The organism is Propioniciclava soli (assembly GCF_014858005.1).
Taxonomy (GTDB): domain Bacteria; phylum Actinomycetota; class Actinomycetes; order Propionibacteriales; family Propionibacteriaceae; genus Propioniciclava; species Propioniciclava soli.
This window is the reverse complement of record NZ_JACYOT010000001.1, coordinates 315,421-335,539: the sequence shown is the minus strand read 5'-3', so window position 1 is coordinate 335,539 and position 20,119 is coordinate 315,421. Positions and strand designations below refer to the sequence as shown.

17 protein-coding genes are annotated in these 20,119 nt (G+C 72.4%); 13 read left to right on the top strand and 4 right to left on the bottom strand.

Annotation, left to right across the window (positions count from 1 at the left end; genetic code table 11):
• On the top strand, positions 1–636 hold the full coding sequence (locus tag IFY26_RS01525; protein WP_232547243.1) for an IMPACT family protein: 636 nt from the start codon (positions 1–3) through the stop codon (positions 634–636).
• A gap of 58 nt (positions 637–694) precedes the next feature.
• A complete protein-coding gene (gene cobA / locus IFY26_RS01520) occupies positions 695–1,441 on the top strand; it encodes a uroporphyrinogen-III C-methyltransferase (protein WP_232547242.1) in 747 nt (248 codons plus the stop codon).
• On the opposite strand, the gene yaaA is transcribed toward cobA, so the two are convergent.
• Positions 1,438–2,241 (bottom strand): peroxide stress protein YaaA, encoded by an 804-nt coding sequence (yaaA, locus tag IFY26_RS01515; protein WP_232547241.1) that lies wholly within the window; start codon positions 2,239–2,241, stop codon positions 1,438–1,440. The two genes, cobA and yaaA, sit on opposite strands and share 4 nt — an antisense overlap.
• A gap of 53 nt (positions 2,242–2,294) precedes the next feature.
• Between yaaA and IFY26_RS01510 the strand changes: the two genes are divergently transcribed.
• A complete protein-coding gene (locus IFY26_RS01510; protein ID WP_232547240.1) occupies positions 2,295–3,863 on the top strand; it encodes an S-layer homology domain-containing protein in 1,569 nt (522 codons plus the stop codon).
• Position 3,864: 1 nt separating this feature from the next.
• Here the strand turns inward: IFY26_RS01510 and IFY26_RS01505 are convergent, their stop codons facing one another.
• Complete coding sequence (locus tag IFY26_RS01505; RefSeq protein WP_232547239.1) at positions 3,865–4,614, bottom strand: DUF3152 domain-containing protein; 750 nt, start codon at positions 4,612–4,614, stop codon at positions 3,865–3,867.
• 66 nt (positions 4,615–4,680) lie between these two features.
• Between IFY26_RS01505 and IFY26_RS01500 the strand changes: the two genes are divergently transcribed.
• Positions 4,681–5,706, top strand: a complete 1,026-nt coding sequence (locus IFY26_RS01500; protein ID WP_232547238.1) for a ketopantoate reductase family protein — start codon at positions 4,681–4,683, stop codon at positions 5,704–5,706.
• An 18-nt stretch (positions 5,707–5,724) separates the two neighbouring features.
• On the opposite strand, the gene IFY26_RS01495 is transcribed toward IFY26_RS01500, so the two are convergent.
• Positions 5,725–6,774 (bottom strand): Gfo/Idh/MocA family protein, encoded by a 1,050-nt coding sequence (locus IFY26_RS01495; protein WP_232547237.1) that lies wholly within the window; start codon positions 6,772–6,774, stop codon positions 5,725–5,727.
• 68 nt (positions 6,775–6,842) lie between these two features.
• On the opposite strand from IFY26_RS01495, the gene IFY26_RS01490 reads away from it, so the two are divergent.
• From IFY26_RS01490 to IFY26_RS01475, 4 genes are all read left to right on the top strand, one after another.
• Entirely contained in the window at positions 6,843–8,963 is a 2,121-nt protein-coding gene (locus IFY26_RS01490) for a glycoside hydrolase family 3 N-terminal domain-containing protein (protein WP_232547236.1), read from the top strand.
• A gap of 5 nt (positions 8,964–8,968) precedes the next feature.
• On the top strand, positions 8,969–9,673 hold the full coding sequence (locus IFY26_RS01485) for a cytochrome b5 domain-containing protein (protein ID WP_232547235.1): 705 nt from the start codon (positions 8,969–8,971) through the stop codon (positions 9,671–9,673).
• Positions 9,674–9,706: 33 nt separating this feature from the next.
• Complete coding sequence (locus IFY26_RS01480) at positions 9,707–11,395, top strand: glutamine--tRNA ligase/YqeY domain fusion protein (protein WP_232547234.1); 1,689 nt, start codon at positions 9,707–9,709, stop codon at positions 11,393–11,395.
• A 132-nt stretch (positions 11,396–11,527) separates the two neighbouring features.
• On the top strand, positions 11,528–12,715 hold the full coding sequence (locus tag IFY26_RS01475; protein WP_232547233.1) for an MFS transporter: 1,188 nt from the start codon (positions 11,528–11,530) through the stop codon (positions 12,713–12,715).
• Positions 12,716–12,725: 10 nt separating this feature from the next.
• On the opposite strand, the gene IFY26_RS01470 is transcribed toward IFY26_RS01475, so the two are convergent.
• Complete coding sequence (locus tag IFY26_RS01470; RefSeq protein ID WP_232547232.1) at positions 12,726–13,928, bottom strand: DUF480 domain-containing protein; 1,203 nt, start codon at positions 13,926–13,928, stop codon at positions 12,726–12,728.
• Positions 13,929–14,426: 498 nt separating this feature from the next.
• Between IFY26_RS01470 and IFY26_RS01465 the strand changes: the two genes are divergently transcribed.
• The 5 genes from IFY26_RS01465 (at position 14,427) to IFY26_RS01445 (ending at position 20,108) form a co-directional block, all read left to right on the top strand.
• On the top strand, positions 14,427–17,537 hold the full coding sequence (locus IFY26_RS01465) for a S8 family peptidase (protein WP_232547231.1): 3,111 nt from the start codon (positions 14,427–14,429) through the stop codon (positions 17,535–17,537).
• Positions 17,538–17,662: 125 nt separating this feature from the next.
• Positions 17,663–18,100 (top strand): hypothetical protein, encoded by a 438-nt coding sequence (locus IFY26_RS01460; protein WP_232547230.1) that lies wholly within the window; start codon positions 17,663–17,665, stop codon positions 18,098–18,100.
• A gap of 5 nt (positions 18,101–18,105) precedes the next feature.
• Entirely contained in the window at positions 18,106–18,462 is a 357-nt protein-coding gene (locus IFY26_RS01455) for an iron chaperone (protein WP_232547229.1), read from the top strand.
• Between the two features lie 44 nt (positions 18,463–18,506).
• Positions 18,507–19,550: a glycerophosphoryl diester phosphodiesterase membrane domain-containing protein gene (locus IFY26_RS18050; protein ID WP_232547228.1), complete on the top strand. Its 1,044-nt coding sequence runs from the start codon at positions 18,507–18,509 to the stop codon at positions 19,548–19,550.
• Positions 19,551–19,598: 48 nt separating this feature from the next.
• Complete coding sequence (locus tag IFY26_RS01445) at positions 19,599–20,108, top strand: GNAT family N-acetyltransferase (protein ID WP_232547227.1); 510 nt, start codon at positions 19,599–19,601, stop codon at positions 20,106–20,108.
• The last annotated feature ends 11 nt before the right edge of the window (positions 20,109–20,119 follow it).

The following is a 20,119-nucleotide window of genomic DNA, read 5'->3' as shown; positions in this document are numbered from 1 at the left end:
GTGGCCGACCGGCTGCCGCTCGGGCACGTCCGCGAGGCCACGCTCGAGGTGAAGCGGTCGGTGTTCCTCGCCCGGGTCGAGCGTGTGGACGACGAGGACGCCGCCCGCGCCGTGGTCGCGGCCGCCCGCGCCCGAGCCCCCGAGGCCAGGCACCACTGCAGCGCCTTCATCGTCGATGTGGCCGATGCCCAGCCCATCGAGCGCTCCTCCGACGACGGCGAACCCGCGGGCACCGCCGGCACCCCGATGCTCGAGGTGCTGCGCGGCGCCGGGCTCACCAACGTGGTCGCCGTCGTGACGCGCCACTTCGGCGGCACGCTGCTCGGCACCGGTGGGCTGGTGCGCGCCTACTCCGACGCCGTCGCGCTGGCGCTGGACGGCGCGCCGCGCGTCCGGCACGTCGTGCGTACGTTGGTGGAGCTGGAACTGGGCCCTGACGAGGCCGGACGCGTCCACGGCGCCCTGCTCGCGCGCGGCGTCGAGGTGACCGACGCCACCTGGGGGCCGACCGTCGTGCTGCGCCTGGCCGTCGACGACCCCGCCGCGGCCGAGGCGCTCGCGGCCGAGGTGTTGCAGCACCCCGCGGCCCTCACCCCGGCGGGACGCCAAGTCACCGAGGTGGCCGTCGCCGGCTGAACGCACAAGGCTCGGACGGCCCGAAGCGCGCGACCCGCGCTGGCCTACCCTGTCGGGCATGCGCTCCGAGCTCCTCCCCGGGTCCGTGACCCTCGTGGGCGGTGGCCCGGGCGACCCCGATCTGCTCACGGTCGCCGCCGCGCGCGCCCTCGGCCAGGCCGACGTGGTGCTGATCGACCACCTCGCGCCCGACCCCACCGCGTTCCTCCGCCCCGGCGCCCGGGTGATCGAGGTCGGCAAGCGGCCGCGCAGCAGCGACGCCACCAGCCAGGACGTGATCAACGACCTCCTCGTCGAACACGCCCGCGCCGGCAGCCGGGTCGTCCGCCTCAAGGGCGGCGACAGCTTCGTGTTCGGCCGCGGCGGGGAGGAGTGGCTGGCGTGCGCGCGGGCCGGCGTCCCGGTCGAGGTCATCCCCGGCGTGACGTCCGCCGTCGCCGCCCCCGCGGCCGTCGGCATCCCGGTCACCCACCGCAGCCTGACCCAGGGGTTCACCGTGGTCTCCGGCCACGTCGCGCCCAGCGACTCGCGCAGCACGCTGGACTGGCGCGCCCTGGCGCACGCCGGCACCACGCTGGTCATCCTCATGGGCGTCAAGAACCTGCCCGAGATCACCGCCGAGCTCCGCGCCGGGGGCCTGGACGCCGCCACGCCGGCCGCCGTCGTCACCCACGCGTTCTCCGCGCGGCAGGACGTGGTGCGCGCCCCGCTGGCCGAGCTGGCCGAGGCCGCCGCCGGCATGGCCCCGCCGTCGGTGGTGGTGATCGGGGACGTCGCCGCGCTGGCGTTCAGCCCGGACGCCTAACCTCCGGCCGGCGCAGGCCTGTCCTCGAAGCGGCGGACGAACACCGGCTGGTCGGCCGTCGAGGCGTCCGCGTCGAAGCGGTACCCCGCGGCGTCGAACCCCCGCAGGGCCGCGACGCTCTGCACCCGTTGCTGCACCAGCCACGCCGCCATCGCCCCGCGCGCCCGCTTGGCGTAGAAGGACACCACCGACCGCTGGCCCCGCGCCGAGGTGTCCTCGAAGCGCGGCGAGATCACGCGGGCGGCCAGGTGCTCGACGTCCACCGCGCCGAAGTACTCCTGCGAGGCCAGGTTCACCACGGCGTCCGCGCCCGGGGAGGCGGCCAGGTCGTCGCGCAGCGCGTCGGTGATGCGGCGTCCCCACCACGCGTACAGGGACGCGCCGCGCTCGGTCCGCAGCCGCGTGCCCATCTCCAACCGGTAGGGCTGCACGAGGTCGAGGGGGCGCAGCACGCCGTAGAGCCCGGAGAGGATCCGCACCGTCTTCTGGGCGCGCGTGAGGTCGCGGGTGTCGAACCGGCGGGGGTCCATCCCCTGGTACACGTCACCCGCGAACGCGAACACGGCCGGGCGCGCGTTGGCCGGCGTGAACGGAACGGTGAACTCGGCGTACCGCTGGGCGTTGAGGGCGGCGAGCTCCTCGGAGATGTCCATCAGGGCACCGACGTCGGCCACCGACAGGCCGCGCAGGACGTCGATGAGGGCTTCCGACTCGCCCAGCAGGGTCGGTACGGTGTGCCTGCGCGTCGGCAGCGGCGTGTCGAAGTCGAGCGACTTGGCGGGCGAGAGCAGGGCGAGCATGCCCCGCAGGCTACCCCGCCCGGACGCCCATCCGTCGGCCCCTGAGGAGCACCATGCCCGTCCTTCGCCCCCTCCGCGCGCTCGCCGCCGCGGCGGCCGCCCTGGCGGTCGGGCTGGCCGGCTGGGCCGCACCGACGCCGGCGTCCGCCGCCTCCCCGTTGGACGGCTTCGACCCCGGCAACCTCATCTCGGACGCCGCGTTCTACCGGCCGGGCGCGATGACGCGCGCCGAGGTGACCGCGTTCGTCACCCAGATCGGCGCCGCCTGCGTGCCGAACGCCGACAAGACGCCGTGCCTGAAGGACTACACGGTGCCCACCCCCGCGCTCACCGCCACCGCCTACTGCGCAGCGCTCGCGGCCAACCCCGCCAACACCGGGGCGGGCATCGTCGCCGACGTGGCGACGGCGTGCGGCATCAACCCGCAGGTGCTGCTCGTGCTGATCCAGCGCGAGTCGAGCCTGCTCACCCGCTCGGGCAGCCAGCTCACCCGGCAGATGTACAACCAGGCAACGGGGGCCGGGTGCCCCGACTTCACCGGCTGCGCGCCGGACTGGGCGTCCTACTTCGCGCAGGTCTACGGCGCCGCCGAGCGCTTCCAGAAGTACCGGCAGCACCCGGAGCGCTACAACCACCGCGCCGGCACCACCGTGCAGATCGCCTACCACCCCGAGACCACGTGCGGGAAGGCGTCGGTGTACCTGCAGAACCAGGCCACCGCGGGGCTGTACAACTACACCCCCTACGTGCCGAACCAGGCCGCGATCGCCGCGGTGTCGGGCACCGGCGACGCGTGCTCCACCTACGGCAACCGCAACTTCCACCGCATCCTGCGCGCCTGGTTCCCCGCGACCGCCTCCGGCTCGACCGCCCCGCCCATCGCGCCCTCGCCCCCGGCCACCGTCACCCCCGCCCTCACCGAGACCCTCGCGCGAGCGTCCCAGCTCACGGCCGCCCGGACGGGCAACGCGCTGGCGCCGATGACGTGCACCGCGGCCGGGGTGTGCTCGAAGCGCTACGCGAACCTGACCATCTGGTGGACGGCTGCGCGCCGGACGACCCTCGGCGTCGCCGGCGTGACCGCCCCACCGGCGTCCTACACCGATGCGGCCAGCTCGGGCTTCCGCAACGAGGTCGAATGGCTGACTGCGCGCCGCATCGCCACCGGTTGGCCGGACGGCACGTTCCGCCCGGCGCAGCCCATCGCCCGCGACGCGATGGCCGCGTTCCTCCACCGCGCCGCCGGTGCGCCCGCCTTCACCCCGACGCGGCAGACGTTCCGCGACGTGACGCCCGACAACCCGTTCTACCGCGAGATCGAGTGGGCCGCGTCGGTGGGCATCACCACGGGGTACCCGGACGGCACGTACCGGCCGCTCGAACCCGTGCGCCGCGACGCCATGGCCGCCTTCCTGCACCGTGCGAGCGGCTCCCCGGCCCTCACCCCGCCGGCGCGGGCGACGTTCACCGACGTGCCGGCCGGGCTCCCGTTCCGCGCCGAGATCGAGTGGCTGGTCGCCAGCGGCGTCACCACTGGCTACCCCGACGGCACCTACCGGCCGTGGGATCCGGTCAGTCGCGAGGCCATGGCCGCCTTCCTCTACCGGCGGGCGGGCGGCTGAGTCAGTCCGCCTCGCGGGGCCACGCGTTGGGCAGGCACCCGCCCAGGTCGATGCTCTGCTGCATCATCACCGGGGCGACGCTGCCAGCCGCGGGGCACTCGACGTGCCCCAGCCCGAGGTAGTGCCCCACCTCGTGGTTGACCAGGTAGGCGCGGTACGCGGCGAGGTCGTCGTAGGTGGGCGTCATGTACAGCCAGCGGTCGGTGTTCAGCACGACGTTGGCGCCGTTGCGGCAGTTCCACGTCCGCGCGATGTCGAGCGGGGCGCACAACTCCTGGGCGCTGTCGGGGGCGGCAAGGTACAGGATCATCGCCGCGGCCGACTCGTGCGTGACCGCCCGGAAGGACGTCCGGCCGTACCCGGCCCAGCCGCGTTCATCGTCGAACACGGCCTGGATCTCCCGGGCCGCCTCGTCGGGGTCGATGTCGGGCACCGTGGACTCGACCTTGACCACATAGTCGACCACCCGCTCGTGCGCGACGGCAGGCTCGAGGGCGACCGTGTTCAGCCGGTACTCCCCCGAGGAGGGGGTGTCGGACGTCCAGACCTGCTGGCGCGCGATCTCCGGGATCGCGGGGGTCGGGGTCGGCGTGGGCGCCGGCGTCGTCTCGACGGGCACGGCGTCCGGCGACGGGGGACGCGGCACCACATAGGCCCACACCACCCCGGCCGCCACGGCCAGGAGCAACAGCACCAGCACGAGGCGCCACAGGGTCGTGCCGCGGCGGGGCGCGGGGTGGGCGGTACTCATGGCAGCCAGCTTAGGGAGACCGACCGACAACGGGTCGCTAGGCTCGGCGCGGAAAGGCGGTGGGCGATGAAGTTCCTGTTCCTGGGAGCCGGCGCGATCGGCACCTACATCGGCGGCTCGCTCGCCGCGTCCGGCCAGACGGTGGCGTTCGTCGAGCAGCCGGCCACCGCAGCGGTGATCCGGGAGCGCGGCCTGCGCGTGACCACCGCGGGCGGCGTCCGCGCCGTCGACACGGTCACGGTGTACGACAGCCCGGCGGACGCCCTCGCCGCCGGCCCGCACGACGTGGCCGTGGTGGCGCTGAAGTCCTTCGACACCGCGGACGCCATCGACTCTTTGGTGGCCACCGGGGCGTCGCTCCCGGCGATCCTCAGCCTACAGAACGGCGTCGACAACGAGGCCACGATCGCCGCGCGCGTGGGGGCGTCCGGGGTGATCGCGGGCACCGTGGTGTCGGCCGTCGGCAAGCCGGGCGTCGGCGAGGCCGTGGAGGAGAAGCACCGCGGCATGGGCGTCGCGCTCGGCCACCCGCTGTCCGATCGGCTCGTCGCGGCGCTGGACGGCGCCGGGCTCGCCTGCCGCGGGTTTGCCGACGCGGACGCGATGAAGTGGTCGAAGCTACTCACGAACCTGACCGGCAACGCCACCTCGGCGATCCTCGATCTGCCGGTGGCCGCGCTGTTCTCCGACGCCGATCTCTACCGCGTCGAGGTCGAGGTGCTGCGCGAGTGCCTGCGCGTGATGCGCGCGATGGGGCTGCGACCGGTCGACCTGCCAGGCACGCCCGTCCGCCTGCTGGCCCTGGCCGCGCAACGGCTGCCCCGGGTGATCGCGCAGCCGGCCCTCACGCGGGCGCTCGGCTCCGGGCGCGGGGACAAGATGCCGAGCTTCCACATCGACCTGCACTCGGGGCGGGGCCGCTCCGAGGTCGAGTTCCTCAACGGGGCCGTGGTGCGCCACGGCGCCGCCCACGGCGTCCCCACCCCGGTCAACGAGGTGCTGACCCGCACCCTGCTCGCCCTGACCGACGGCACCGAGAGCATCGAGCGGTTCCGGCACCGCCCGGCCGAGCTGCTGGCGCTGCTCCCCTGACCTCGGCCGTGCGGTCTCCTACTCCCCCGGATACCGCACGCCGACCTGCGCGCGCACGTCGTCCATGGTCGTCATGACGGCGACGGACTCCTCCGGCGACAGCAGGGGCGATTCGGTGCGGCCGTCCGCGATGAGCTGGGCGAGGTGGGCGACCTGGTGGCACAGGCCCTCGCTGCCGGTGATCGCGGGCTGCTCGGACTCGACCGCGTCGCCCTCGGCCGTCACGAGCCGCACGATGCCCGGGGAGTAGAACACGCCAGGCAGCTCGACGCGGGCCGCCGAGCCGGAGACGGACGCGGCGCACGGCGTCTTGGCCGCCAGGGTCGTCGACAGCGCGGCCTGCGCGCCGCCCGGGGCACCCAGCACCATGGTCACCTGCCGGTCGACGCCCGTCTCGGTCAGGGTGCCGCGGGCGTCGACGTCCGCCGGGGAGCCGAGCACGAGCTGGGCGAACGACACCGGGTAGACGCCGAGGTCGAGCAGCGCGCCCCCGGCCAGCTCCGGGTCGTGCAGGCGGGGCGCGTGCTCGGCGGTGATGCGCTGGCCGTGGTCGGCCAGCACGGTCTCGACCTCGCCGAGCGCGCCGTCGTCCAGCAGCTGGCGGACGATGTCGTAGCGCGGGGCGAACCGCGGCCACATGGCCTCCAGACAGGCGACGCCGGCCTCGCGGGCCGCGTCGAACACCGCCCGCGCCTCGGCGGCGTTGCGCGTGACCGACTTCTCGATGAGCACATGCTTGCCGGCCTCGATGGCGAGCAGCGCCTGGGCGCGGTGCTCGCTGTGTGGCGAGGCGATGTAGACGACGTCGACCTCCGGGTCGGCGACGAGTTGTTCGTAGCTGCCGTAGGCCCGCTCGATGCCGTGCTCGCGGGCGAACGCCTCGGCCCGCTCGGCCGAGCGGGATCCGCAGGCCACGAGCCGCTGGCGGGTGTGGGTGCGCACCGCGTGCGCCAGGGCGCCGGCGATGTTGCCGGGAGCGATGATGCCCCAGCGCAGCGGCGGAGCCTCGGCGGGGTCGGGGGTGCGGGGGGTCGGCAGCGTTGGCGTCCTGGATCCACTCGGCGTCATGGCTCCACTCAACCATGCCGGCCCCGGTGGCCGTAGGCTCGGGGGCAGACCGGATCGAGGAGGACCCCATGGTTCAGCGCTTCACCAACCCCGACGGGCCGACGATCTCGACGGCCACGGGCCGCGTCGTCGAGATCGACGGCCGCTGGTTCCGCGACCTGGCGGGCACCGGCGAGCTGATCCCGGCCGGGGACTGGCGCCTGGACGCCACCGCCCGCGCCCGCGACCTGGCCGGCCGCCTCAGCCTAGAGCAGATCGCCGGGCTCATGCTCTACTCGCGGCACCAGACGGTGCCGTCACTGCCCGGCGGGCCGTTCTCGAGCACCTACGGCGGGCAGCCGTACGACCCGGACGTCCACGCCCCCGACGATCTCACCGACGGCCAGCGCGAGCTCATCCTGCGCGACAACATCCGCCACGTGCTCGTCATCACCTTTGCCGACGTGCCGACCGCCGTCGGCTGGCACAACCGCATGCAGCAGCTCGCCGAGGAGCAGCCGTTCAGCGTGCCGGTGAACTTCTCCACCGACCCCCGCCACGGGGCGTCCGACTCCGGCGCGGAGTTCAAGTCGAGCGGCGCCGCGGTGTCGAAGTGGCCCGAGGGCATCGGGCTGGCCGCGATCGGCGACGTCGAGACCGTGCGGCGTTTCGCCGACACCGTCCGCCAGGAGTACCGCGCCCTGGGATTCACCACCGCGCTCGGCCCGCAGATCGACCTGGCCACCGAGCCGCGCTGGATGCGCGCCGTGGACACCTTCGGCGGCGACGTCGAGCAGGCCGTCGCCTTCACCCGCGCCTACGTGGACGCCCTGCAGACCACCCCGGACGCCGAGGGCGGCTGGGGGCCGGGCAGCGTCATCGCGATGGTCAAGCACTGGCCCGGCGGCGGCACCGGCGAGGGTGGACGCGACGCCCACTACCGGTTCGGCCAGTACAACGTGTACCCCGGCGGCAACGCGGACGCCCACCGCCGCCCCTTCGTGGAGGGGGCGTTCGCCCTTGACGGGCCAACCGGCAGCGCCGGAGCCGTGATGCCGTACTACTCGGTGTCGGTCGGGCAGAACGAGGGCGCGTTCGGCAACGCCTACAGCGAGCAACTCATCAAAGACGAGCTGCGCGGCGAGCTCGGCTACGACGGCGTGGTGTGCACCGACTGGGGCATCACCGGCGACCCCGGGCCGATGGACTCCTTCGCCGCCCGCTGCTTCGGGGTGGAGGACCTGAGCGTGGCCGAGCGTCACCTGCGCCTCATCATGAACGGCGTCGACCAGTTCGGCGGCAACAACGAGGTGGCGCCGGTGCTTGAGGCGTACGCGCTGGGTGCCGAGTGGTACGGCGAGGACGTGATGCGCGCCCGATTCGAGGAGGCGGCCGTCCGGCTGCTGCGGGGCATGTTCCGCGTCGGGCTGTTCGACGACCCCTACCTGGAGCTGGCCGAGAGCCTCGCCGTGGTCGGCAATCCGGCGTTCGTGCAGGCCGGCCACGACGCGCAGCTGGCGTCCGTGATCGCGCTGAAGGGCCTCGACACGCGGTTGCCACGCGGCGCGAAGGTGTGGATCCCGCCCCGGCACACCGACGCCCACAAGGGCTTCATGCGCAATCTCGTGCCCGCCGCCGACAGCGACGCCCTGCAGCCGGCGGTGGTGGCGGAGTACTTCGAGGCGGTGGACGACCCGGCGGACGCCGACGCCGCCCTGGTCGTGATGGAGAGCCCGCACGCCGACCCGTACGTCGACGGCTTCCGGCCGATCAGCCTGCAGTACCGGCCCTACCGCGCCGAGACCGCGCGCGAGGCGTCCCTGGCGGGTGACCGCAGCTACCGCGGCGCGGACGCCGTGATCTCCAACGCCTCCGACCTCGACCGGTTGGAGCAGGCCCGGGCCGCGATGGGCGACCGGCCGGTGGTCGCGGTGGTGAAGCTGGACACGCCGGTGGTGCTGGCCGAGGTGGAGCCGCTCGCCGACGCGCTGTTCGTCCACTACGGCGTCTCGGATCGGGCGCTGCTCGACGTGGTGACCGGCGCCGGGCACCCCGGTGGCCGGCTGCCCGCCACCATGCCGGCCGACATGGCGACCGTCGAGGCGTCCTGTGAGGACGTCTTCGACGACTACGAGCCCTACGTGGACGCGGCGGGGAACGCCTACGCGACGGGCTTTGGGCTGGGTGCCCCCCACCTGGCGGCCGACTGACGCGCATGCTCGGACTTCCCTTCCACCCCCTGGTCGTGCACGCGGCCGTGGTGCTGGTGCCGTTGGCCGCGCTGGCCGTCATTGCGGCGGTGGCGTCCGCCAGGTGGCGCGAGCGTCACGCCGGGCTGACGCTGGTGGCGGTGGTTGCCGCGGCCGTGGCCGCGGTGGCGGCGCGCTTCTCGGGCGAGGCGTTGGCGGCGCAGCTCACCGAGCCCGAGGCCCACGCCCGGTGGGGCACCCTGACGATGATCGCCGCGGTGGCGTTGGCCGTCCTCACGGGATGGTGGTGGGTGCTGCAGCGCCGGGACGCCGACCGCCCCGGCCAGCGGGGCGTGGGCGTCCTGGCCGTCGGGGCGCTCGCCGTGGGCGCGGCCCTGGCCTGCCTGACGTTCGTCGTGCTGGCGGGGCACTCCGGCTCGACCGCGACGTGGACGCAGCGGCTGGCAGCCCCCGCCGCGGCCGAGGCGTCCCCGGCAGTGGCGTACTCGCTGGCCGAGGTGGCCACCCACGCGGACGCCGCGTCGTGCTGGGTGGCGATCGACGGCGGCGTCTACGACCTCACCGAGTGGGTCGGGCGTCACCCCGGGGGCGCGCCACGCATCCTTGGGCTGTGCGGTACCGACGCGACCGAACGCTTCCGCGCCCAGCATGCCGATCGAACGCGACCGAACGCCGCGCTGGCGTCGTTCCGCATCGGGGACCTCGCCTGAGCGACGCGTGAGCGCCGTTGGTAGCCTTCGCGCATGACCGATTCGCCGTCCGGGGCCCACGATTTCATCCGCGACCTGATCCGTCGCGACAACGAGGCGGGCACCTACGGCGGACGCGTCCAGACCCGGTTCCCGCCCGAGCCGAACGGTTACCTGCACGTGGGGCACGCGAAGGCGATCGTCACCAATTTCGGCATCGCGGAGGACTTCGGGGGCGTCTGCAAGCTGCGCCTGGACGACACGAACCCCGACACCGAGGAGGCCGAGTACGTCGCGTCGATCGTCGACGACATCGCGTGGCTCGGGTACACCCCCGATTCGGTCTGCCACGCCTCGGACTACTTCGAGCAGCTCTACGTGTGGGCCGAGCACCTGGTGGAGGCCGGGCTGGCGTTCGTCGACGACTCCGACGCCGACACCATCAGCGAGCAGCGGGGCACGTTTTCGACGCCGGGCGTCGAGTCGCCGAACCGCAACCGGACGCCAGAGGAGAACCTCGACCTGCTGCGCCGCATGCGTGCCGGTGAATTCGCCGACGGTGCGCGCGTGCTCCGGGCCAAGATCGACATGGCGCACGAGAACATGCAGATGCGCGACCCGGTGATGTACCGCATCCGGCACGCCCACCACCACCGCACGGGCGATGCGTGGTGCCTCTACCCGACCTACGACTGGGCACACGGCCAGTCCGACGCGATCGAGGGCGTCACCCATTCGCTGTGCTCGCTGGAGTTCGAGTCACATCGCCCCTTGTACGACTGGTTCCTGGCGCACCTGCCGCTGGACGGCCCCGCCCCGACCCAGCGCGAGTTCGCACGGCTGGAGCTGACGCACACGATCACCTCGAAACGTCGGCTCCGCACGCTGGTGGAGGACAAGGTGGTGTCGGGCTGGGACGACCCGCGCATGCCGACCTTGCGTGGGCTGCGCCGGCGCGGCTACCCGGCCGCCGCGCTGCGTGCGTTCTGTGAGGCCGTCGGCGTCACGCGCACCAACTCGCGCAAGGCAATCGAAGAATTCGAGTCGTTCGTGCGCCGCGAGCTCAACACGACGGCCCAGCGGCGGATGGCCGTGCTGCGTCCGCTCAAGCTGGTGCTCACGAACTGGCCCACCGACGCCGACGGCAACCCGGTGGTGGAGCACTTCGAGGTCGCCAACCATCCGGACGATCCCGAGGCCGGGACGCGCCTTGTCGCGTTCAGCGGCGAGCTGTGGATCGAGGCCGACGACTTCGCCGAGGTGCCGCCGCCGAAGTTCTTCCGGCTCTCGCCGGGCAGGGAGGTGCGCCTGCGGGGGGCCTATTTCGTCACCGCGACCGACGTGGTGACCGACGAGGCGGGCGAGGTGGTCGCCGTCCACGCGACCTACGACCCGGCCAGCCGCGGGGGCAACTCCCCCGACGGGCGCAAGGTGAAGTCGACGATGCACTGGGTTTCGGCGCACCACGCGGCGGATGCCACCGTGGCCCTGTACGACCGGCTCTTCACCACCGAGGTGCCGGGTGAGGCGACTGGTGAGCCGCTGGACGACCTCAACCCGGCGTCCCTGGAGCTGCTGACGGGCTGCAAGGTGGAGGCGGTGCTGGCGGAGACGGAGCCCGGCGAGGTCGTCCAGTTCGAGCGCCTGGGTTACTTCGCCGCCGACACCACGGAGCCGCTGACGTTCCACCGCACGGTCGGCCTCCGCGACGAATGGGCGTCCGTCCAGAAGCGCCAGGCCTGAGCCGCCCGCCCGAGGGGCGCCGACACGCTCCCTTGGGTCTCAAACTCCGGGTTCGGAGCCGGAGTTTGAGACCCAAACCGGAGTTTCACGCAGTTCGACTTCTCTCCGACGCCGCCCGTACGATCCTGAATCGTGTCACCATCGTCGACCCACCCCGTGCGCGCCCGCATCGGCATCTCGTTGCTCTTCTTCACCAACGGCTTCGCCCTGTCGAACCTGCTGCCGCGCTACCCCGAGATCATGGCCCTGTTCGGCCTCACGAACACCCAGTTCGGCGTGCTCATCGCGATGTACCCCTTCGGGGCCCTCTTCTCGTCCTGGCTGCCCGCCCCGCTCATCCGCCGCTTCGGCGCCGCGCCCACCGCCTTCGGCAGCACGGCCGTCCTCACCGTCGCCTTCGGCATCATCGGCTTCGCCCCCCACGTCCTCGTCCTGGGCGCCGCCATGTTCCTCGCCGGCTTCGCGGACGCGGTGACCGACGCCGCCCAGAACGTCCACGGCCTCCTGGTCGAGGACCTCTACGGCAAGTCGATCATCAACTCGCTGCACGCCCTGTGGAGCCTGGGCGCCGTGACGGGTGGCGCCGTCGCCACCTTCGCCGCCAGCCAGCGCGTCCCCCTCCAGATCCACCTCGTCGCCGCCGCCCTCGTCGGGCTCGCCATCGCTGGCCTCGCGGTCTGGCTCGCCCGGCTCCCCGCCGATTTCCGCACCCAGCGGAGGGAAGAGTCCAACCACCCCGCGTCCACACGGCTCACGAAGTCCATGTGGTTGGCCATCATCCCGCTCGCCGTGCTGGCGATCGTCGGCGTCCTGCCCGAGGAGGTCGCCATGAACTGGGCGGCCCTCTACCTGGTGCAGATCGTCGAGACCCCCATCGGCATCGCCGGCATCGGCTTCGTCGTCATGATCGGTGCCCAGACGGTCGGCCGCTTCCTCGGCGACCTCGCCACCGATCGCTGGGGCGTCGTCCCGGTGATGCGCCTCGGCGGCCTCATGATCGCCATCGGCGGCGTCCTGGTCATCGCCGTGCCGGTACTGCCGGCCGTCCTGATCGGTTTCGCGCTGGCCGGGTACGGCAGCGCGACGGTCGTGCCCGCTGCGTACGCCGCAGCCGGACGCCTCCCCGGGCTGCCCGAGGGCGCGGGCGTCACCATCGCGAGCTGGCTGCTGCGCATTGGGTTCTTGGCCGCGTCGCCACTCATCGGCTTGGTGTCGGATTTCACCAGCCTGCGAGTTTCCCTGGCCCTCTTGGCCATCGCCGGGTTCGCCGTCCTGGCGTTGGCCGGACGCGCCGCGCCGCCGGCCGAGGCGCGCGTCTAGCCGTCGACCATCACGGACGCCGCGCCAGCACGAGCAACCGCTCGCCCTCCTCATCAGCCTGTGGACCGCGGATGTACCACTCGTCCACGCGCAACCCGGCCGCGGCGAGAGCATCGCGCACCGCGCCAGCATCGTGCCGCACGAACGTCAGGTCGACGCTTCGACCCCACGCCTGCGTGACGTGGCGAACCTCATGTCCGATTTCCACGTTGGCGACGAACCAGCCCCCTGGGATCAGCGTGCGGGCCAGCGTCGTAAACACCCCCGGCAGTTCGGACGCCGCCAGGTGCGCGAAGGCGTTCCACGCCACGAGTGCGGCCCACCCCGGGTTGCGCGGCGGCCTCAACAACTGGGCGAAATCCCCGACCTGGAACGTGAGGTCGCCGTAGTCGGCCTGCGCGCGTTCGATCATCGCGGGTGACAGGTCCACCCCGGTGACCTCCGCGCCGGCGTCCGCCAAGAAGGCCGCCACGTGCCCCGGCCCGCACCCTACGTCGACCAGCGGGCCCGCCGGCGCCTCGTCCGGGATCCGCTCCAGCAGCCAGCGGTCGAACGGTTTGTCGTTGAGGTCGTCGGCGGTGGCGTCCGCGTACGCGTCGGCGGCCGCGTCGTACGCGTCCCGCACCGCCGCGTCGCGGGCGGCCGGCCCTGCTGCGAGCACGACCTCGCGGTCGATGGACCCGCTCGCCGGAGCAGCGGCGGTCGCGTCCGGCACCGGGCCGAGCAGGTGCGACCAGCGCGGATCCTGCTGACCGGCGCGGCGTTCCAGCTGAGCCGCCAGCGGGGGCGTCCGACCCGCCAGGCGGGTGAGGCAGTTCTCGACCTCGGACCGGTCGCTGAACGTGTGGAGCCGCTCGGTGCGCGACTTGAGCTCACCCGCGGCCTGGGGCCCTCGGAGCAGCAGCACGGTGAGCAGCGCGCGCTCGGCGTCGTCGAGGGCGAGCGCGTCGGTGAGCCGCTGGTGGTACTTCAGCGTGCGCGACCCCTTGCCCGCCCACACCACGCGGAGCAACTCGCGCTGCTTGAGGCGCCGCGCGATCTCCTCCAATTCAGCATCGGAGTAGTCGGAGACCGGCTCGCGGCTGGTGGTCTGGTTGCAGGCGGTGCGCAGCGCATTGAGCGACAGCGGGTAGGACGCCGGCACCGTCCGTTCCTTCTCCAGCAGGGCCCCCAGCACGCGTTGCTCGGCCGGGTCGAGAACGGGACGCTCCATGGCGTCAGTCTGGCCGCCCCCGGACGCCGGCGACAACCCCGAACCGGACGCCGTCGCCGGCTTGGGTGGGCCCCACCCCACTGCGCTCCCTGGCCATCGCAGCGCTCTTCCTGCACGGAGAGCCCGGTGGCGGGCGAGGAGCGAAGCGCCTGACGGACGGGAGCAGCGCCGCGTCCGGGGAGCGTCCCTGCACCCAAGGAGCGCCGTCAGCCGACCCCACACACGGCGACTCACCAGCCCCCCACAGGTCGCCCCTGCAGCGCCCATCCCAGGGCCGATCCACCCCGCCATCTCGCTCAAACTCCGGTTCATGGCTCAAACTCCGCGACCGGAACCGGAGTTCGGAGCCGGGGTGTGCGTGTCGGCGCCAGAAAGAAGGTATCGATTTTGTGACAAGGGGCGACAGGGACCCTGAGAGCGGTTTAGCCTCTCCTCATCTTGGCTCCAGGGCTGGGGCCGCCCCCACCGAAAGGGATCTCCGTGAAACACCCCTCCAGAGTGATCGCAGGCGTCGCCGCGCTGGCGATCGCCGCGACCCCCATGGTCGCCTACGCCGCCCCGGCGACGGCGACCGGTGCCGACCGTTTCGAGAAGACCCAGGCCGGGCTCGTCGACACCGCCATCATGCCGACGTCGCTCACCGACACCGAGCCGGTCGACGTCATCGTCGAGATGGCCTCCGATCCGGTGGCTGTCGTCCAGGCCAAGCAGGGCAGTCTCTCCGAGCGGCAGAAGGAGAACGTCCGCTCCAAGCTGCGCGGCGAGCAGGCCGCGGTGGCGGACGCCGCCGAGGCCGAGGGCGGCGAGGTGCTGGCCCAGATGCAGGACGCCTACAACGGCGTCAAGGTGCGGGTCTCGAAGCAGGAGCTCACGTCGCTGGCTGAGAAGCCGGGCGTCAAGGCCATCCACGCCGTCGAGATCCACGAGCGCACCAACCACATCAGCGTCCCCTACCTCGGGGTTCCCGAGGTGTGGGAGAGCACGGGCTACACCGGCGCGGGCATCAAGGTCGCGATCATCGACACGGGTATCGACTACACCCACGCCGACTTCGGCGGCCCCGGCACGGTCGAGGCCTTCGAGGCCGCTGAGGCCACCAGCACCGAGCCGGCCGATCCGGCCCTGTTCGGCCCGAACGCCCCCCGCATCAAGGGCGGCATCGACCTGGTGGGCAACGACTACGACGCCGGCGAGGCGGATTCCGTGCCCCAGCCCGACCCCAACCCGCTCGACTGCAACGGCCACGGCACGCACGTCGCCGGGTCGACCGGCGGCGGCGGCGTCACGGCGGACGGCCAGGCCTACTCCGGGCCCTACAACGCGGCGACGGCTGACCAGGACTGGCTGATCGGCCCGGGCGTGGCCCCGGAGGTCGACCTCTACGCGGTGCGTGTGTTCGGTTGCTCGGGCAGCACGGACGTCACCGTCGAGGCCATCGACTGGTCGGTCGCCAACGGCATGGACGTCATCAACATGTCCCTCGGCTCGTCCTACGGCACCGCCGATGACCCCTCCGCTGTCGCCGCCGCCAACGCGGTGGGCGCGGGCGTGGTGGTCGTGGCGTCCGCCGGCAACTCCGGCCCGAACCCCTACCTGACGGGTTCCCCGGGCACCGGACGCGGCGTCATCAGCGTCGCCGCCAACGACGCCACCGAGAGCTTCCCCGCCGCGCGGATCACCCTGCCCGACGGCAGCTCCATCGACGCGATCAACGCCAACGGCGCCGCCCTGCCGAGCGGCCCGGCGCGCGTCGTGGTGCTGAAGGACAACCCGGCCACCGGCGAGAACGAGGCCCTCGGGTGCTCGGTCAACGCCTACACCAGCAACGGCATCACGCCGGGCTACAACCAGGTGGCCGTCAGCCAGCGGGGCACGTGTGCCCGCGTGGCGCGTGCCATCTACGCCCAGCAGGCCGGCGCGGTCGCCGCGGTCATGGTCAACAACACCGCCGCCTTCCCGCCCTATGAGGGCCCGATCGTCGAGAACCCCGACGACGGCACCCCCTACACCGTCACCATCCCGTTCCTCGGGGTGCGCGGCGTGCTGGGCACGGCTCCCACCGACGACGGTGACCGCCTGGTCGCCGCCGCGGGTGGCAGCGTCACCATGACGGCCAGCACCCTGGCCAACCCGACGTTCTCCGAGTACGGCTCGTTCACCTCGGGCGGCCCGCGCACCGGTGATTCCGGTGCCAAGCCGAACGTCACGGCCCCCGGCGTCTCCATCCGCTCGGCCCAGGTCGGTGCGGGCAACGGCTTCTCGTACAAGTCGGGCACGTCGATGGCGGCTCCGCACGTCGCCGGCGTCGCTGCCCTCGCCGTCGAGGCACACCCGACCTGGAACGCCCGGGCCCTCTCGGACGCCCTGGTGAACACGGCGGACGCCGACGCGATCGCCAACTACCGCCTCACCCTCGGTGGCGCCGGCCTCGTGGACCCCGCCGGGGTGGTGGCCGCCCGCGTGACGGCCTCCGGTGACCAGTTCACGACGACCAGCGGTGTCTACCGTGAGCCGTCGCTGAGCTTCGGCTTCGCGGAGTCCACCAAGCGTGACATCACGGGCGTCAAGCGCGTGGTGCTCACCAACCACACCAACGCGCCGGTGACCTACACGGTCAGCACCGAGGCCTCGCCGCAGAGCAAGCCGGCGACGGTCTCGGTCAACCGCCAGCGCGTCACCGTGCCGGCCAACCGCACGGCCACCGTCCAGGTGACCCTGCGCGTCCCGGTCGAGACGATCGGCGGTGCGCTGGAGGGCGGCTTCGCGATGCACGAGGTCTCGGGCAGCGTGGTCTTCACCGGGCCTGACACCATCAAGGTGCCGTACCTCCTCGTGCCCCGCGCCGACTCCGACCTCACGGCCGCCTACCGGGGCCGCGCGGACCGGAACAACCTGTCCATCAACCTCCGCAACCGCGGGGCCGTCGAGGGCGTCGCCGACATCTACCAAGCCGGTCTCGAGGACGCCGAAGGTGACGCCACCCTGGCGGACCACCCCGGCACCGACGTGCGCGCCGCCGGTGTGCAGTCCTTCGAAACCGACGGCAACGACCAGCTGCTGGTCTTCGCCATCAACAGTTGGGATCGCTACTCCAACGCGGCCCGCAACAACACCCAGGTGATCATCGACACCAACGGGGACGACGAGGCCGACTACGTGGTGTACGCCACCGACTCCGGCCTGGTCCGCACCGGCAACGTGGACGGCAGCAACGAGGTGTTCATCCGCGACGTGGCCAACGCGCGGACGCTCGCCGCGGGCTACCTCGCCCAGTCGCCGACCGACAACAGCACCGTCCTCATCCCCGTCCGGGCCAGCTCGCTCGGCCTGTCGGCCGAGGACGGCGACTTCACCTACACCGCCTACGTGAGCTCCATCACGGACAGCGGAGCGAATGACTCCTTCGACGGCAGCGCGCGGTACAACCCGTGGGCTCCGGCGCTGGAGACGGGCCAGTACGAGCCGGTCGCGGCCGGTTCGAACTCGTCGCTGCCCATCACGATCGACGCCGACGCCCTCGCCGACCAGCAGCCCCTGGGCTCCATGGTCGTGGTGGTCGACAACGCCGCGGGTGCCGCTGAGGCGCAGGTCCTGCAGCTGCAGGGCTGACCCAACCACCGATGCCCCCGTCCCGGCCCAAGCCGGGGCGGGGGCATCCCCTTTCCCCCCGGCACTACCCCAATCAACCGGCCCTGGTTAGACTTCCCCCATCTCCCCGCAGAAGGGCCACCGCCATGGGTTTCGAGCACGTACTGCCCCACCGCGCCGTCGCCCTGGCGGGAGTCCTCAGCAGCTTGGTGTGGGGCACCGTCCTGTGGGGCGGTCCCAGCGGTGTGGTCTCCCTCGGCGCGGGCATCGGCCTGGCGTGGGCCCTCTTCACGGTCACCGCCGGCGTCCTGCTCGCCCGCACCCGTGAGGCGCGGGCGTTGCCGCGCACCTTCGGTCTGCTCTGGGCGCTGCTCGCGCTGATCGCCGTGACGCTGCTCGTCGCCTTCGAGCCGGGCGGGTTCCTGCCCGTGCTGGCGGGCCTGTGGTTCGGGACGCTCGGCTTCCTCATCTGGGCGCTGCTCCCCGCCGTCGTAGCGTCCCATAGCTTCATTTTCGGACGCCGCACAGCGCGGCCCGAGGCGTCCGCCGAGACCCCCGCCCCGACCCCGGCTCCGTTGGGCTGACCGCGGTGTCGGTCATCGACGACTACGTTGCCGCGCAGGAGACGTCCCACCAACCCCACCTCACCCAGCTTGTCGCGCTGGTCCGCGCGCTGGCCCCCGACGCCGGGGCGAAGATCAGCTGGGGCATGCCCACCTGGACGCTGCACGGCAACCTCGTCCACGTCGCGGCCGGCAAGCACCACGTCGGCCTGTATCCCGGGGCCGACGGGGTGGCCCACGTGGCGGACGCCTGCACCGAGCTCGGGCTGAAGCACAGCAAGGGTGCCATCCAGCTGCCGCTCTCCGCGCCGATCCCGGTGGAGCTCGTCACGCGCGTCGTCAAGTTTCGCCTCGCCCAGCAGCGGGCGAAGGCCTCGGGCTGACCAAGCCCTAGGATCGCGGGTGAGATCTACCCGAAGAGCAACCCGTGACCACCCCGACCCTCAAGCAGGGCACCCTGACGCTCGCCGATCACTTCACCGGCACCTTGCACACCTACAAGGCCAAGTTCTGGCTGTTCATCTCCCTCGCGCTGGCCCCCATGGCGGTGCTGGTGGTGGCACTCGTCATCGTGTCGCTCATCGTCGCGGCCGCCCTCGCCGCCACCGGCGTCGATGCGTCGGGGCCGTCCCTCGGGATCCTGCTCCTGGGTGGTCTGGCCTTCTTCGCCGTGCTGTTCGTCGTGATGCTGTTCCAGTACCGCTGCCAGGCCATGACGTCGCTGGCGACCCGCGACCTCAGCGCCGGCTACGAGCCGGGGTGGCGCGACCTGATGGACCGCACCCGGGGTTTCGCGCGGCGGATCGTCCTGCTCCTGCTCGCCCTGTCCGCCGCCGTGTTTGCGCTGTACGCGCTACTCCTCGCCATCATCGTGATGCCCCTCATCCAGGCCAGCATCGCCGGGGACGATGACGCTGCCGTCGCCGTGCTGGGCACCATGGCGTTCGTCATGCTGCTGTTCCTGGCGTTGGGCGTGCTCGCGGTGTTTCTCAACGTCCGGTGGCTCTACCTGATCCCTGCCATGGGCATCGAGCAGGTCTCCGGCTTCGACGGGCTCCGCAGCTCCTGGCGGCTGACGCGTGGCGCCTTCTGGCCCACGCTCGGCTACTACCTGCTGATCGGTCTGGCGATCAGCATCCCCAGCTACGTCATCTCGATGCTCCTCCAGGTCTTGCTGATGCCGCTGACCGCGGCGTCCCAGACCGGGAATGACGTCTCGGCGGCGGCCATCGTCGGCGCGGTCGTGGCCGGCCTGCTGCAGTTCCTGCTCACGGTGGTGCTGCAGCCCGTCACGGCCATCTTCATCACGGTGATGTATCTCAACCGCCACCGCCAGCTCGCGGGCGAGCCGCCGAGCTACGCCTACGGGCAGGGCTTCGGCCCGGGGCCCGGGCCACAGGGGTATGGGCCGCAGGGGTATGGGCCGCAGGGATATGGGCCCCAGGGTTCCGGGCCGGCCCCGCAGGCCTGACGGCAACTGGGTTTGCCACGGCGCGGCCCGAAGGGGTCCAATCGTGGCATGGAGATTCTCGCGTACCTCGACGACGTCTCGATCGCCCGCGCGACGCGCGACGACGTGGACATCATCGAGCGACTCCTGGCCGATGACCCCACCTCGCCGAAGCACGTCGCCACCACGACCCTGATCAGCGACGACATCCTCGGCGAGGCCCATGAGACCTGCGGGCTCGCCACGGCGTTCGAGCGGATCGATCGCGACCCGAACCAGCTGCTGGCCGTCGTGCTCGACGACACCGAACGGGTGATCGGGACGTTCCAGCTGTCGTTCCTCAGCACGATGGCCCGCGGCGGCGCGATGCGCGCCATCGTGAACGGTGCGCGCATCCGGGCTGGCGACGACTCGGTCGCCGTTGGGCGCGATGTCTTCCGCTGGATCAAGGAGCGTGCCCGCACCGAGGGCGCCCGCGTCCTGATGGTCGCGACCGAGAAGGACCGCAGCCACGTCCACGGCTTCTACACCACGATGGGCTTCCGCCCCACCCACGAAGGCCTCACACTGGTGCTCTGACCCCGGGTTCG